The organism is Methylotuvimicrobium sp. (assembly GCF_050611805.1).
Lineage (GTDB): Bacteria > Pseudomonadota > Gammaproteobacteria > Methylococcales > Methylomonadaceae > Methylotuvimicrobium.
Genome location: NZ_JBNGHF010000035.1, coordinates 22,586 through 38,357 on the forward strand (window position 1 = coordinate 22,586; position 15,772 = coordinate 38,357).

Genomic DNA, 15,772 nt, shown 5'->3' on the forward strand with positions numbered 1-15,772 from the left:
TACTCACGTTTGTCGACACGCTTGGTAGGGTGCCTTTCTTGATTAATTTGAAGGGGGGGTTGCCAAGGGGGGCAGGCGGAGGCGTAACCCAACGAAACATTAAGTTTCATATAATCCGTAGGAGAAAAAAATGGCAGCAGTGTCAATGCGTCAAATGTTAGAAGCGGGTGTTCATTTCGGACATCAGACTCGTTACTGGAATCCCAAGATGGCTAATTACCTATTTGGCGCCCGTAACAAGATTCACATTATCAATCTTGAGAAAACGCTTCCATTGTTTAATGACGCAATGAATTATCTGGGGCAAATGTCCGCGAATAAAGGCACTATCCTGTTTGTTGGCACCAAGAAAGCAGCCCGTAAAGCAGTCGCTGAAGAGGCGAAACGTTGCGGAATGCCTTATGTCGACCATCGCTGGTTGGGCGGCATGCTGACCAATTTCAAGACGATCAAAAAATCGATCAACCGATTGAAAGAATTGGAAGCGATGAAAACGGACGGAACGCTATATCATAAATTTAGCAAAAAAGAAGCGCTGGGGATGGAGCGCGAATTGGAAAAACTCGAACGTAGCTTGGGCGGCATTAAGGATATGAAAGGCGTACCCGATGTATTGTTTGTATTGGATGTCGGTTATGAGAAAAACGCGATTGGCGAAGCCAAAAAACTGGGTATACCTGTAGTTGGAATTGTCGATTCGAACAATTCCCCTGAAAGCGTTGATTACATCATACCGGGTAATGATGACTCCATTAGAGCGGTTAAACTTTACTGCGAATCCGTAGCGGATGCAGTATTGGAAGCGAAATCCGCGACATTGAACTTATCGGCCCAGGTCGATGATTTTGTTGAGGAATCAGAAGTCGAAGCAAACGCAGAGTAAGCGTCGGTGCGGTGAAGGGCAGCTAGCTCTTCAAAGGCAATGGCGCATTGGACTGAAAAGCGCCTCCTAACAGGAGGCGTTTTTTATAGTTAAGAATAAAGAGGAAAAACGAGAAATGAGCATATCAGCTGCAATGGTTAAGGAACTGCGGGAAAGAACCGGTTCCGGTATGATGGAATGCAAAAAGGCACTAGTCGAAGCAAACGGTGATCTGGAAGTCGCTATCGAAAATATGCGAAAAGCCGGTTTAGCAAAAGCCGATAAAAAATCCGGACGGACCGCTGCGGAAGGTGTGGTGGGCGTAAAAGTCAGCGACGATGCTAAAACGGCGGCGATTGCCGACATCAATTGCGAAACTGATTTCGTTGCGAAAGGTGATGATTTCGTCAATTTCGTCAACAATGTTACCGACGCTATTTTAAACGCGGATGTGCAAACACCCGAGCAAGTGTTGGACCTGAAACTGCCAAACGGCAAGACTGTCGACGAGGTTCGTCGCGAACTGATTGCAAAACTGGGTGAAAATATCGCGATTAGACGTTTTGAAAAATACAATTTGTCCGGCGGCGGTGCTGCATGTTATTTGCACGGCAGTAAGATCGGCGTATTGGTAGCGCTGGAAAAAGCCGATGAGACATTAGGTAAGGACATTGCGATGCATGTTGCTGCAATCAACCCGACTTGTGTTTCCGAAGATCAAGTTTCTCAAGAAGCAATTGAGAAAGAAAAAGAAATTTTTTCCGCACAAGCTTTGGAAAGTGGAAAGCCCGCTGAGATTATCGAAAAAATGGTGAGCGGAAGAATCAAAAAGTTTCTTGCCGAAGTTACCTTGTTGGGCCAGCCTTTTGTTAAGGACGACAAAGTCACCGTCGGCGAATTGGTTAAGTCAAAAGGTAATGCCATTATTCGCTTTACCCGGTTCGAAGTTGGCGAAGGTATCGAGAAAAAAGAAGAAAATTTTGCCGAAGAAGTCATGGCGCAAGTCAGAGGCTCATAATTCAATCCCCGGTTTATCCGGGGATTCGTTTTTATACTCCAAGCGGATTATACTCTTCGTAGATCAAAATTCGGCATCGGGGTGCCCGTCAAAGGGCGCCGTAAACCCAGCACCTAAATTCCATAGGTCTTTGGCAATGATTCAAAATCATGGCTTATTTAGGTGCTGGTTGAATGGGGATTTTGCAGGAGCAAAAATCCGCAAGCGCCATGGAAGGCGTGAATGGGGATTTTGCAGGAGCAAAAATCCGCCTAACACTTCGGTGCCGTATTTTTGATTTATGAGTGGGTATATATAACTGTTTGCGCAACGCAGAATATGGGCAAAAATCGTGGCGTCGGTCGCCTAAGATAAAATGCACTTTCCTAACCATTTCTCAACTTAAAAATCGATAATGACAAATTTTATCTGCCAGCGAATTTTATTGAAATTAAGCGGCGAAGCATTGATGAGCGAAAAGGGAGGCAGTATCGATGCCGATATCCTGAAACGCTTGGCCGGCGAAATTAAAGAATTATGTGATGCAGGGATACAGGTCGGTCTAGTTGTCGGGGGCGGTAATATTTTGCGCGGCGCGCAAAAAGCTTCCGAAGGTCTTGACCGAGTCACTGGCGATCAAATGGGCATGCTTGCTACTGTAATCAATGCCTTAGCGATGCAGGATGCTTTGGAGTATTTAGGCTTGCAAGTTCGCGTTATGTCTGCATTAAAGATTAATCAAGTGTGCGAAGACTTTATTCGCCGCAGAGCGGTTAGACATCTTGAAAAAGGTCGGGTCGTGATATTTGCTGCCGGAACCGGAAATCCTTTTTTTACTACGGATTCGGCAGCCAGTCTGCGGGCGATTGAGATCGATGCTCAGTTGATGATTAAGGCGACTAAGGTTAAGGGTGTTTATTCGGCTGATCCTGAAAAAGTTAAGGATGCCCGATTTTATCCGAGATTGACCTATGATGAGGCGTTGGATCAACGCTTAAACGTCATGGATGCCACTGCTTTGGTATTGTGCCGCGATAACAATTTGCCGATGCGCGTAATGAATATTTTTGAACAAGGTGCAATAATGCGGCTGATGCAGGGCGAAGATATCGGCTCACTGATTGAACGAGGAACAAAAGCATGATAAGCGATATTCTACAAGATGCGGCTAAGCGAATGGGCAAAAGTGTCGAAGCGCTGAGGCACGAATTTACCAAAATCAGAACAGGCCGGGCGCATCCGAGCCTACTGGATCAAATTACCGTTCCGTATTACGGTGCCGATACGCCGCTTTCACAGGTAGCCAATGTCGCGACCGAGGACTCTCGGACTTTGACGGTTACACCATGGGAAAAAACCATAGTCAAGGCCGTCGAAAAAGCGATAATGGCTTCCGACTTGGGGCTTAACCCTTCCTCTAATGGTAATGTGATTCGTATCCCATTACCGCCGCTAACCGAGGAGCGTCGTCGCGATCTGGTCAAGGTCGTCAAACAAGAAGCCGAGAATGGACGAGTAGCGATACGAAATATTCGCCGCGATGCCAATTCCGATATCAAGGATGCGCTAAAAGAAAAAATGATTTCCGAGGATGAAGCACGCGCGGCCGAAGATAAAATTCAAAAGTTGACCGACCAATACATCAAAGAAATTGAGAAGCACTTGGAAGAAAAAGAAGCGGACTTAATGTCTATTTAATGGAGTAGATTGATGCCTGCAGAATTTGAAACGCTTCCGAAATTGAACCAAAACCCTCGCCATATTGCAATTATCATGGATGGTAACGGGCGTTGGGCACAACAAAGACATATGCCACGTGCAATGGGGCATCAAGCTGGCGTCAAAGCGGTTAGAGCCATTGTTGAATATTGCGCCGAAGCGAATGTCGAAGTATTGTCGTTATTTGCTTTCAGCAGCGAAAATTGGCGCCGGCCCGAGTCTGAAGTCTCGATGTTAATGAACTTGTTTATTTCGACCTTGCAAAGCGAGGTTAACAAGTTGCATCGGAACAATATTCGTTTAAGGTTTATCGGTGAACGTAAAGCTTTTTCTGAAAAATTGCAGGCTAAAATTGCAGAAGGCGAGATTCAAACCCGCGATAATAGCGGTCTGACTTTAGTGATTGCTGCCAATTATGGTGGACGATGGGATATGTCCGAAGCGTTTAAAAAAATAGCTGCGAAAATTCAAAGCGGTGAGCTCAACGAGCAAGAAATCGATGAGGCGCTGATCGGGCAACATTTATCCACCGCCGACTTACCCGAACCGGATTTATTTATCAGAACCGGTGGTGAGCAGCGTGTCAGTAATTTTTTGCTCTGGCAGTTAGCTTATACCGAATTATATTTCACGCCAACCTTATGGCCCGATTTTAATCGGCAATCGCTAGAGGAGGCTATCGGAAGCTTTAGAACTCGGCAAAGGCGTTTCGGGCATACCGGCGAGCAAATCCTCACAAAAGCAGCCCCCCTCTAACTATTTGACTAGATAATAATTATAAAATGTTACTACAGCGAATTATTACGGCTTTGATTCTTGCGCCATTAGTCGTATTGGCCGTCTATTTATTACCAATACCTTATTTTACCCTGATTGTTGCGCTGGTGATGTTGGTTGCCGCATGGGAGTGGACAAGCTTAACCGGTATTGATAGGCCCTCGATGCGGATTTTATTTCTTGTCTTACTCATTTTACCGATGGGCGGTGTTTATTTTTGGACTTATTTTCTGGAAATAGTGGCACAAGTTTTCGATTGGCCGGAAGTCAGGGCGCAGTCCGGTTTATTGGAATGGCTGATTATTTTACCGGTTTTATTTTGGGTGGTAGTGATGTTTCTGATCAGAAATGCATCGGATGCGTTGCTGAAGCTCGAATTAAAAAATGTTTATAAGGGATTGATCGGGTGGGTGATTCTGTTTTTTGCGTGGATGTTTCTTTATCGCATGCGTGCTTTTTACGGTTCCGATATGGTGATGTATTTTCTGCTGTTGATTTGGATTGCAGATATTACCGCCTATTTCGTTGGCAAAAAATTCGGCGCTACCAAACTTGCTCCTGAAATCAGTCCCGGTAAAACCATGGCAGGATTTTACGGGGCTTTGGGAAGCGGCGTCGTTAGTGCGATCGTTTTGAGTTTGGTGTTCGGGTTTAATTTGATGATCGGCTCTGATTTTGTTTTGTTGTCGGTCTTGACCGTTTTGATTTCGATATACGGCGATCTATTTTTTAGCCTAATAAAACGACAGCAGGGCGTTAAGGATACGGGGTCTATTTTGCCGGGACATGGTGGTTTGTTGGATAGGATCGACAGCTTGGTGGCCGGTATCCCGTTTTTCTATGCTGGTATTCTGCTGATTAGAGAGTTATTTTAATGAAAGGTATTTGTATTTTGGGCGCGACCGGTTCTATCGGTGTTAGCACGCTGGATGTGGTTGCTCGTCATTCGAATCGGTATAGGGTCGTTGCGCTGACCGCGAACAATAATATCGATCTGCTGTACGACCAATGCATCATACATCGCCCTGACTATGTTGTCGTAGTTGATGAAGATAAGGCTAAACAATTTGCAGAACGCATAGCTACATCGCCGGTATCCGATATCAAGGTGCTATCGGGAGCCGAATCGTTGCAGCAAGTAGCCACACTGGATAGTGTTGATTCGGTAATGGCGGCAATCGTCGGTGCAGCTGGTTTATTACCAACTTTGGCGGCTGCTAAAGCCGGTAAAACCGTATTGCTGGCAAATAAAGAAGCGTTGGTGATGTCCGGCGATATTTTCATGAAAGCGGTTACCGAGTCCGGTGCGCATTTGCTGCCGATCGATAGCGAGCATAATGCCATTTTTCAATGCATGCCGGCAGATTACTGTACGGGTCAAGAGGCTAAGGAAGCGCGGCGAATTTTGTTGACTGCCTCGGGCGGCCCGTTCAGAACTAAGCCGGTCGAAGAGTTGGTCGATGTCACTCCGGATCAAGCTGTCGCGCATCCGAATTGGGATATGGGACGCAAGATTTCTGTTGATTCCGCAACTATGATGAATAAAGGGCTTGAATTGATTGAAGCCTGTTTATTGTTCAATATGTCGCCGGATAAAATTCAAGTGGTGATCCATCCGCAAAGCGTGATTCATTCAATGGTCGATTATGTCGACGGCACTGTGTTGGCGCAAATGGGTAACCCCGATATGCGAATACCCATTGCGCATGCGATGGCGTGGCCGGAGCGCTTCGACTCCGGTGCGGCGCCGCTGAATATATTCGACGTTAAGCACATGGATTTCGAACAACCCGATCTTCAGCGTTTCCCTTGTTTACGCTTGGCGATTGAAGCTGTCGAGGCAGGCGGTATTATGCCGGCTGTATTAAATGCAGCTAATGAAATCGCGGTTGCTGCCTTTTTGGACGAGAAAGTCCGTTTTACCGACATTCCTTTCATTATTGAACGGAGCATGCATCAATTCAAAGCCGATCCGGCGGATACGCTGGATATTGTATTGGCAGCCGATAGCAAAGCCCGTGAAGTGGCTGAGCGTATCGTCGAAGAACTTAAGCGTTAATTGGGTTAATGAGTACGCTATTTTATTTTATTGTCGCGATCGGTATTCTGGTTTCGTTTCATGAATTCGGTCATTTTTGGGTCGCGCGAAAAACCGGCGTCAAAGTACTTAGGTTTTCAGTCGGGTTTGGTAAAGTCATTTGGTCTTATCAGAAATCGCCTGCGTCGACCGAATATGTCATCTCGGCAATACCTCTAGGCGGCTATGTCAAAATGGTTGACGAACGCGAAGGCAAAGTGGTTGATGAAGATTTGCCTTTCGCATTCAACCGCCAACCATTATGGGCGCGGTCGGCGATTGTCGCGGCCGGACCATTATTCAATCTAATGCTTGCCGTGCTGTTTTTCTGGATCGTGTTGTTTATCGGTGAAACCGGCTTACGCCCGATTATCGGTCATGTCGAGACTGGTACGCTTGCCGCCGAAGCCGGTTTACTCGAAGGCGAGGAGATCGTAGCGGTCGATCAAAAGAACACCGCGACTTGGTCGGAGGTTATTGAGTCGATTTTCTCGGCGGCCATGACCGGTCGAGAAAGTGTCGATGTTACGGTAAAAAACATCGATGAACAGCAGCATTCGCGGCTTATCAACCTTCCTGAAGAATTGCGAAGTGAGCCTGATAAACTTTACGATAAATTAGGTCTCAAACCATGGATGCCGCAGCTTAGACCGGTCGTCGGGCGAGTGCTGGAAGGCATGCCGGCGGCCGATGCCGGATTACAGTCCGGTGATTTGATTGTTTCTGCTAATGGTGAGCCGATCAATACCTGGTTGCAATGGGTCGACTATGTGCAAAATAGCCCAGGGAGAGTTATCGACCTGACTATTGAAAGACAAGGCGTGCAATTGAGTCTCGAAATAACGCCTCAAAAAGTCGTCGAAAAGGACGAGGTTGTCGGTAAAATCGGAGCGGCCGCTGAAATTCCAGAAGACTTGATGGCGTCGTTGCAAGTGCGCAATGATTTGCCGCTTTGGCCGGCTCTGACGGGGGCTGTTTCGAGAACCGTTTTTTTTAGTACCGCAACACTCAAAATGATGGGTCAGATGATTGTCGGTAATGCTTCTGTGAAAAATCTTAGCGGTCCAATCAGTATCGCCCAGTTTGCCGGGCTTTCGGCTGAGCGCGGGTTTGTCGAATTTCTGTCTTTCTTAGCGAAAGTTAGCATCAGTCTTGGGGTGCTTAATTTATTGCCGATTCCGGTGTTAGACGGTGGCCATTTATTGTTTTTTGCGATTGAAGCGATTAAAGGTAGCCCCGTCTCGGAAAAATTCCAGGTTGTGTTACAACAGGTCGGTATTTTGTTGCTACTGTCGTTGATGGTATTGGCTTTATTTTTGGATTTGGAACGTTTATTTCAATGAAAAAAACCGCTTTAAAGCATTTATCCAAGAAAAAGCATTTCACAATGAAGATCAGGTAGAACAAAAAGTTAATTCAATAACTTGCTCAGCCTTAACAAATGAAACCCCATAACCTAAAGACCGAAAAATGTTAGAGCTGGGCTTGCTATTCATTTGTATAGAACTTTCGCTCATCAAAAAGATTAGCGAGAATGTATAGGTATATTCTTGAAATCCTTCATTTGCTTCATGGTTAAACTGCCGAATTTAGGTTAATGTTTGCTTTTCGCACTTTAAATTTCTGTAGTGCCTAAGGAGGCATTCCGGTGCCGAATTTTGATCTATATCAAAAATCAAAACCAAGCCGATAGAAAATCGCCGTATAGCGGCTTCTATTTTTTTATAGGGTAATGAACAAAACACTCGGACGACAGTCCTACAAACGCATTAGTCAATTTGAATTTATGGAAACGTTATGAAACAAATACTTAAAACAGCGATATTGCTTGGTTCGGTTTTAGGCGTGAGCGTTGTTCAAGCCGATGAAGCAGCCATCAAGGAGGCTTTAAAAAAATCGATGCCAAATTTCAATCCTGACTTGATTAAGCCTTCCGAAGTGAAGGGGGTTTATGAAGTCACGGCGGGCCCAACCATTTTTTATGTCTCCGATGACGGTAAATACTTATTCCAAGGGCGCTTGATCGACCTGGAAGCGAGAACCGATTTGACCGAAGCGAAAATGGCTAATGCGCGAAAGAATACGCTGGAAAAGTTAGGACAAGATCAAATGATCGTGTTCAAGCCGAAATTAGGTCAGCATAAAGTATTTATTTTTACCGATATCGATTGCGGCTACTGTCGGAAACTGCATTCCGAGATTGATCAATATATGGCTGAAGGCATTACTGTTCAATATTTGTTTTATCCGAGAGCGGGAAAGGGCTCTGATTCTTATACCAAAGCCGTTTCGGTATGGTGTGCGGAGGATCGTAATGATGCTTTAACCAAAGCCAAGCAAGGGAAAACCCCCGAAGCCAAGACCTGTACCAATCCGGTCGATGCGCACATGAAGCTCGGTAACGATTTCGAAGCGCGCGGAACGCCGATGATAGTCACTGAACAAGGTTCTGTATATCCGGGTTACTTACCGGCCAAGCAACTGGTTGAAGTATTGCGCGAAGAAAAAGGTTTATAGAATATCCGGCTAGGTTGTGTTGGGTGCTTGAGAACGTTTATTCTATAACTGGCTCGCATCAAATGGTGGCGCTTCCTTAAGAATCGCCAAAATTTGAAGCGCGAAAGGTATATATATTTCGTGCGGCCATGTTTTCGGATTTTATGGCAATACGCTTCGATAAAGGAGTTTAAATTGCTATTAATTTATAATTTGCTAATATACTAACAAATTATAAGTCCATGAGGTACAAGACGATGAATTCTCCGATCAATCAACAACGCCGACAATGGTTAAAGTATGCCGCTTTTGCGGCAGCCGGTGCGGCGACGTACCCCTCTTGGGCGCAATCGGGCGGAGCCTTTAAAGCGGTCAATACGCCTTCTGCGAATTTTCATCCCGATGTTGAAATTGAACTGACGCAGGATATCGCGCAGGTTCCTATCTTCGAAGGGCCTGAAACCCGAGTTTGGAAAGTGCGGGCTAAAGTTCTTAAAGGTCCGGCTTCATCGATAGAAAATCACCCCGATACCTATCTTGCGCCGACGATTCGCCTGAAAAAAGGCCAAAAAGTCAGAATTCATTTGAATAACAATTTACCGGCGCATTCGATTTTGCATTGGCACGGACTGCATGTGCCGGCCAACATGGACGGCAATCCGATGTACGCGGTCAGTCACGGCGAATCTTATATCTATGAATTCGAAATTTTGAATCGTGCCGGAACCTACTGGTATCACGCTCACACCCATAGCGTCACCGCCCGACAAGTCTATTCGGGTCTTGCCGGCTTGTTTATTGTGCATGACGATGAAGAACGGGCTTTGAATTTGCCCAAGGGTGAATTTGATCTGCCGTTGGTCATCCAAGACAGAAGCTTTGATAAGAATAATCAGCTCGTCTACAGCGACCACATGATGCAACGCATGCAGGGCTTTCTCGGCGATCGGATTTTTGTCAACGGCCGGCCCGATTATGTGTTCCCTGTCGCGGGACAGGCCTATCGGCTGCGATTACTGAACGGGTCAAATTCGCGGATCTATAAACTGGCCTGGTCGGACGGCAGTAAAATGACCGTGATCGGTACCGACGGCGGATTGCTGGAAAGGCCGAAGCAGTATTCCTATGTGATGTTGGCCCCAGGCGAAAGAATCGAGCTTTGGGCCGATTTCAGCGGTCGTTCGGTTGGTTCTGAGATAAGCATGCGCAGCTTGTCGTTCGATATTGCGACACACGGTCATGGCGGCATGGGCATGATGGGTGGCGGTCGCGGAATGATGGGCGGAGGACGGCGCGGCATGATGGGCGGGGGTATGGGCATGATGCACTCTTCCGGTCTGCCGTCGGGTAGTGAATTTTCTTTATTTAACGTTAAAGTGATTAAAGCCGGCAAATCGTCGCAGAGTTTACCGGAGCGCTTATCCACGATACCTAAGTTGAATGTTCGCGATGCTGCGAATAACAAAGATCCAAGAACCATTAGATTGTCGATGCGGCACATGTCGGCGTTATTGAATGGGCGTTCCTACAAAATGGACGATGTTCGCGACGATGAAATCATTCCTGTCAATAGCTTGCAAGTCATCGAATTCGACAATGGATACAGTGGCATGAGCGGCATGCCGATGCCTCATCCGATGCATTTACACGGCGAACAATTTCAAATCATCAAACGCCAAGTCAATCCGAAATCGAGAGAAGCGTACCGAACGATTTCCGGTGGATTGGTCTGGGGCGGTTGGAAGGATACGGCGTTGGTGATGCCCGGCGAAAAGGTGACTGTATTGAAACCATTCAATGATTTTATAGGGCTATTCATGTATCACTGCCATAATCTCGAGCATGAAGATATGGGTATGATGCGGGATTTCTTAATAAAATAATCTGAGTTCGGTTTATACTCATCGTAGATCAAAGCATGTAGACCGTATGCAGCGAAGCGGAATAGGGGAATGGCGTGGCTCCGAGCTTCCCGGATTACGCTGCTTAGACCCGCCGGAAGCGATCGGTAGCGATTTGGCAGCGGGGATCTGTGCTTAGCTTGATACTTATGGACAAACACTCCCCGCGATGATCGCTAGCCAAGGCTGCTCATGAGCGGGCTTGCCTTTGGGGCGGTAATAATGATCGAGCACGGTGAAGCCGGCTTCCTCGAGATACTGTTTACTGGTTTCGAATGTCATGAAATGACCGTAGCGTTGCCCGGACCAACCTTCCTCGTCATTGCCGCGCGGATTCGAGGAAAATAAAATGCCGCCAGGCTTTAATGTTGCATGCAAGGTTTTAAGTACCCGCGGCAGCTCCCGGCTCGGCACATGAAATAACGAGGCATTGGCGAAGATGCCGTCGAAACGTTGCTTGGCAAGGTTTAGGTTAAGGAAATTTTGATGCAGAATCTCGCAGCCTGTAAGACTGCGGGCCATCGCGCAAAACGCCTCGCAACCGTCTAGGCCGATCGGTCGATGTCCCAGAGACTTAAAATAGTGAATATCCCGTCCAGGCCCGCAGCCCAAATCTAAAATATCCAGCGCTTTATCTTTAGGCAACGGGGCTAAAAAGGCCTCGTAGTTCTGAGCTACGTCATGATCTTTGGTGCCTAGCCAAAAGGATTCGGCGTTGTGTTGATAATGACTGAGCGTCAATGATTCAATTTGAGCTAAGCCTTCTTCTTTGCGTTCCATCTTTCACCTGATAGTCGATGTTTGGGTAAAAAGGGAGTAAAGGTATGGATTTTCAATAAGCCTCAAGCAGCTTGCAAGATATGGCTTATTTCATCGAGCATGCTTCGATAGTCGAGATAGTCAATGCGAATGGCGACCAATTCGTCATTATGCTGCAAGCGTAAGGACGGATAGCTCGACACGCCCATGTTTCGAGCCAATTGAATTTCTTGCTGTAATTCATCATCAATCGCCGGGCTCAACAAGTCTTTACCGAATAAAGAGGTGTCTAAGCCGATTTCGGCGGCGCATTCCAGAAGCGTGCCGGTCAGCGACGGGTTTTTGGCGCGTTCATAATAGGCCGACTGGATAGCCTTTAGCATGGGAATCTCATGATCGGGACTTTGCTTTCTGGCCGCTAATAGCGCACGACAAGCCGGATAAGTTGAACGGATCGGCGTATTGACAGCCCAAAATTCGAAATTAAAACGGACTTCGGGTACGGTTTGTTCGATTCGGCGCCAGTTTTGTTGAATGGCTTGCCGCATAGACTCGGGCATCGGCGTGGTGGAGTCCGGAGCCAAACCGCCCAACAGATAAATCAAACGGATAGATTGTGGTAGGTTGCTTTGTAAGGCGCTAAAGCTCGAGCGGAATGCATAGCACCAACTGCACATGGGGTCATGGATATAGAATAAACGAATTGTCGGCATGGTCAGTCTACGTGCAATAAAATGCCCCTCATTGTAACCAGTGCGTTGAAGCCGCGTCAAAACACGAAAAAGTCAAGCTTAAGAATCCCTGTTTCGATTGAGAAAGCAGTAATTCCCAGTTTGAGCATTCTCGCTGGATTTAGGGTGTGGGGTATCCCTGTCGAGGAACGCCGTGAATCCATCCATGGGGGCTTGACGTCAGCGCTCCCTGCTGCCGACATCCTCGTCAAGCATACGCCACACCCTGTTTGATCCCCAAATTGGGAATTGCTGTTGAGAAAGCCTGTACTTGCGGACATGGGAGAGGGCGCTTAAACTAAGCGGGTTATAAATTCATTTCCAAAATAATTTTATGAAATCAACGACCAAAATCGTTTTTGGTTTGGTTATGGCAGCCTTGCTCGGCGCATGCGTCGCGCCAAGGCCTGCCGCTATTTCCGATATCACTTTCGCTACCACCGCTGCCGCCAAGCCGCAAGCCCAGCCTGATCGGAACCTTTATTTTATCCCTCAGCTGTCGCCGTCGTTGGATGGTCAAAGAACTGTCGAAGATGTCCTACAGGCTTACGGCCCGTATGCAACGCTCAAGCTTGCATCTTATTTCGCCAAGGCCAATGTTTCTTATCCGCCAAGTGAAATCGTCTTTATCGCTCTGAAACAGGAAAAAAAACTGGAGCTATGGGCCAGAGGCAGCGGCGAATTTCGATTTATCCGCGACTATGACATTCAAGCCGCCAGTGGTGTTGCGGGCCCTAAATTACGTCAAGGGGACGAGCAGGTGCCGGAGGGTATTTACCATATCGAGGGGTTGAACCCGAACAGTCATTATCACTTGTCGATGAAGATCAATTACCCTAACGAATTCGATCGCTTTCATGCCTGGCAGGAAGGACGTAGCAAGCCGGGGTCGGATATTTTCATCCATGGCAAAGCCAGCTCCATCGGTTGCCTGGCCATGGGTGATGAAGCAATAGAAGAGCTTTTCGTGTTGACCGCGAATGTGGGCGTTGACAATGTAAAGGTTGTGATTGCACCGCATGACCCCAGGGTTTATCCGCTGGTGGCCGATACCGAAAAACTACCCGATTGGACTCTTGAACTTTATTCGAATATCTCCCGTGAAATCCTTGCTCTGTCTCCTACAGTGAAGTCGGTAAAAACCGGGCTGTGATCATCAGGACCGGACTTTACAAAGCGAACTTTATATCGGGGCTCTCAACTGCTCACTTCTTTCCAGTTGCTTAGCATAGGGTCTCATATAACTTCCTGATTCCCCACCGTTCTCTCGCTGAGCGCAGGGGAGCGTGGAAACCATTTAGGAACGTTTTTTTACCGTATCCTTATCTCATAGACAGCTCTCGAGCGATACGATTTCTCAATTGATAAGGTACATTTTCATTCATCACGATGGCAAAAGGCTGCCATTCGCCGCGTTTGACTAAGTAACCTGCTAACGAACTGACGCCGGTTAGGGTTCCGGTTTTCGCGTAGACGCCGGGCTCGATTTCCGGTAACAAGTGTTTCCATGGCCGGAAGGCTTGCAAGAGTTCGGTCAGTTGCTGCGGCGATAGACGGTTATTACGAGATAGGCCGGCGCCATCTTCAAATGTAAAATTCTTCCAAGCGAAATGCCGAGATAAGGATTCTTCCATATATCGCTGAACATCGGCAGTATTCGCTGGGTGTTGATAGGTTTCCGAACTCAGCATCAAAATTAGCTGGTTAGCAACGAAATTAGTCGAATATTTCAACATCGTACGCACGATTTCGCCGAGTGTTTTGCTATTGGTGTGCGTATAAAATACTGGTTGATTCGGTACTTTGCCGAAAACGATTCGCGGATCGACCTCAATTCCTTGTGCCCGTAAAAAGGCAGCCATTAATTCGGCAAAATAGCTTTCCGCATTGCTTGGATTTCGGCCGGTATTGACGCGCAACTCGCCGCTATTGATCGAGCGGCCTAGGCTTTTCGCGTATGGGGTTAGCGGTGTTTGGGGCTCGGCAGACAGTACTTTTCCGTTAATCTTTTTGATTGCTATTGTGTTGAAGTTCGCCGCCGTTGCTGAAGGTACCGCATCGTAAGGATTGTTCGTGGTTCCGGTGCCCGGTAAAACCAAACCTGCTTGAAAAAGAGAGTTGTCGAGGCCTAAGGCTTTAACTTGTTGCAGACCCTTTTGTTTCAGACTTCGAGCAATCCGGGCGATTTCTTCGGAAACCAGATAAGGATCGCCGCTTCCTTTTATCCATAAAGTTTGCGATGGTTCATCCCAATAGAACTGAGTACGAAAACGATGAGCTTCGCCCCAGTGCATTAATGCTAGCCAGGCTGTGGCTAACTTGGTTGTTGAGGCCGGAATTAAAGGCCTATCGGCGTGATCGGCACGTATCGTTCGCCCATTTGAATCTAAAATGATGAGCCCTGCGTTATGTAGTTCTGAAAAAGCGGTTAGGGCTTCATCCGCATGGCCGAGGACAGGCAAGACAAGCGATAAATAAATAAGGTAGCAAATTCGGCGCATTTAAAATTTCCAGGAACGAAAGTGTTATATCTTAATGTCATTATTTAATTAAATACAATAGCTTATAGTATTTAACATGTCTTTTATTTATAAGGTGTCGACAGTATAGGAATGAAGGCATCGGGTTATTCGATAGTCATTCCCTGACGCCGACACCTGTCTTCCGGCATTTTAAAAAATTCGATCTAAATCTCATCGTCAACAATAAAAGTCATTTTTTTGTGACGGACCATTCAATATGTTAGGCAAATTGTCTCACTTTGAACTACTTTGAAAAATGAAAATTCATTGTCGGCTAGATTACATACAAGATTTCTATTTTGTATTGGAGGGGGCGTAGTAATGAAAACGATACCCGGTAAAGTTTCATTTCAGAGTTATTTATTTTTTCTTATTATAGTTTTTTTTCTACCAATTAACGCAAAGGCACAAGAAGCAAGCGATCTATTAACGGTAAGATTAGTCAGCGGAGCGACCGGGCAGGCGATTTCCGAACAATCGGTTACAGCTTATGAGGTTTTAAGCGACGGGTCTGAAAAATGGGCGCGGCGCGCCACTACCGACGCTCAAGGTGTTGTCGATTTATCCTTGCCTGGGTTAATGCAAGGGAGTCAATATTTATTAAAAACGGCCAATCCATTCGATGGCCGAACCAAGGTAAGTCAATTGATCGGCCAGGCGGGTAGTTTTACCTTCTTAGTCGGCAACAAATTGTTGAATGTGGCAGTCTCCGACGGTATCGGTAATACGCCGCTGGCAAACCAAGAAGTGATCGTCATGACTCGCGAGTCGGACGGCGTTTTGAAATGGTTCCGCCGGGAACATACCGATGCTAATGGTCAATTGAGCCTGGACTTGCCTGGCTTGGGTAACGGTACCGACTATGTTCTGCGTACGACCAAGAAACACGGCAGCGGCATCGTTTATTCCTCCGATATTCAACAAACCGGCA

Annotated in this window: 15 protein-coding genes; 12 read left to right on the top strand and 3 right to left on the bottom strand. The window is 46.7% G+C overall.

From position 1 onward, the window contains the following. Nucleotides 1-130 precede the first annotated feature (130 nt). The 10 genes from rpsB to ACRJJO_RS15680 all read left to right on the top strand — a co-directional run bounded on the left by rpsB (nt 131) and on the right by ACRJJO_RS15680 (nt 10,811). Nucleotides 131-883, top strand: a complete 753-nt coding sequence (rpsB, locus tag ACRJJO_RS15635; protein ID WP_431066603.1) for a 30S ribosomal protein S2 — start codon at nt 131-133, stop codon at nt 881-883. Nucleotides 884-998: 115 nt separating this feature from the next. Next, a complete protein-coding gene (gene tsf, locus ACRJJO_RS15640) occupies nt 999-1,880 on the top strand; it encodes a translation elongation factor Ts (protein WP_431066604.1) in 882 nt (293 codons plus the stop codon). A gap of 394 nt (nt 1,881-2,274) precedes the next feature. Further along, nucleotides 2,275-3,003, top strand: a complete 729-nt coding sequence (gene pyrH, locus ACRJJO_RS15645) for a UMP kinase (RefSeq protein WP_014149390.1) — start codon at nt 2,275-2,277, stop codon at nt 3,001-3,003. Then, nucleotides 3,000-3,557, top strand: coding sequence for a ribosome recycling factor (gene frr / locus ACRJJO_RS15650; protein WP_014149389.1), 558 nt, complete (start codon nt 3,000-3,002; stop codon nt 3,555-3,557). The genes pyrH and frr overlap by 4 nt, the downstream gene beginning before the upstream one ends. 12 nt (nt 3,558-3,569) lie before the next feature. Continuing rightward, complete coding sequence (locus tag ACRJJO_RS15655; protein ID WP_404356448.1) at nt 3,570-4,334, top strand: isoprenyl transferase; 765 nt, start codon at nt 3,570-3,572, stop codon at nt 4,332-4,334. A 26-nt stretch (nt 4,335-4,360) separates the two neighbouring features. Next, nucleotides 4,361-5,230: a phosphatidate cytidylyltransferase gene (locus ACRJJO_RS15660; RefSeq protein WP_431066605.1), complete on the top strand. Its 870-nt coding sequence runs from the start codon at nt 4,361-4,363 to the stop codon at nt 5,228-5,230. Further along, nucleotides 5,230-6,414 (top strand): 1-deoxy-D-xylulose-5-phosphate reductoisomerase, encoded by a 1,185-nt coding sequence (gene ispC / locus ACRJJO_RS15665; protein ID WP_431066606.1) that lies wholly within the window; start codon nt 5,230-5,232, stop codon nt 6,412-6,414. Before ACRJJO_RS15660 ends, ispC begins: the two co-directional genes overlap by 1 nt. 8 nt (nt 6,415-6,422) lie before the next feature. Then, entirely contained in the window at nt 6,423-7,775 is a 1,353-nt protein-coding gene (gene rseP / locus ACRJJO_RS15670) for an RIP metalloprotease RseP (RefSeq protein ID WP_431066607.1), read from the top strand. A gap of 454 nt (nt 7,776-8,229) precedes the next feature. Beyond that, nucleotides 8,230-8,949, top strand: coding sequence for a DsbC family protein (locus ACRJJO_RS15675; RefSeq protein WP_431066608.1), 720 nt, complete (start codon nt 8,230-8,232; stop codon nt 8,947-8,949). 236 nt (nt 8,950-9,185) lie between these two features. Further along, nucleotides 9,186-10,811, top strand: a complete 1,626-nt coding sequence (locus ACRJJO_RS15680) for a multicopper oxidase family protein (protein WP_431066609.1) — start codon at nt 9,186-9,188, stop codon at nt 10,809-10,811. A gap of 165 nt (nt 10,812-10,976) precedes the next feature. Here the strand turns inward: ACRJJO_RS15680 and ACRJJO_RS15685 are convergent, their stop codons facing one another. Further along, nucleotides 10,977-11,609 (bottom strand): class I SAM-dependent DNA methyltransferase, encoded by a 633-nt coding sequence (locus tag ACRJJO_RS15685; RefSeq protein ID WP_431066610.1) that lies wholly within the window; start codon nt 11,607-11,609, stop codon nt 10,977-10,979. A 62-nt stretch (nt 11,610-11,671) separates the two neighbouring features. After that, nucleotides 11,672-12,301 (bottom strand): DsbA family protein, encoded by a 630-nt coding sequence (locus ACRJJO_RS15690; protein ID WP_431066611.1) that lies wholly within the window; start codon nt 12,299-12,301, stop codon nt 11,672-11,674. A 352-nt stretch (nt 12,302-12,653) separates the two neighbouring features. Here ACRJJO_RS15690 and ACRJJO_RS15695 point away from each other — a divergent pair, with 352 nt between their 5' ends. Then, nucleotides 12,654-13,472 carry a L,D-transpeptidase family protein gene (locus ACRJJO_RS15695; RefSeq protein ID WP_431066612.1) on the top strand — a complete coding sequence of 273 codons (819 nt, stop codon included), beginning with the start codon at nt 12,654-12,656 and terminating at the stop codon, nt 13,470-13,472. A 169-nt stretch (nt 13,473-13,641) separates the two neighbouring features. On the opposite strand, the gene ACRJJO_RS15700 is transcribed toward ACRJJO_RS15695, so the two are convergent. Then, nucleotides 13,642-14,820, bottom strand: coding sequence for a D-alanyl-D-alanine carboxypeptidase/D-alanyl-D-alanine-endopeptidase (locus ACRJJO_RS15700; protein WP_431066613.1), 1,179 nt, complete (start codon nt 14,818-14,820; stop codon nt 13,642-13,644). 342 nt (nt 14,821-15,162) lie between these two features. Here ACRJJO_RS15700 and ACRJJO_RS15705 point away from each other — a divergent pair. After that, nucleotides 15,163-15,772: hypothetical protein (locus tag ACRJJO_RS15705; RefSeq protein ID WP_431066614.1), on the top strand; the 610-nt coding region annotated here is incomplete at its 3' end.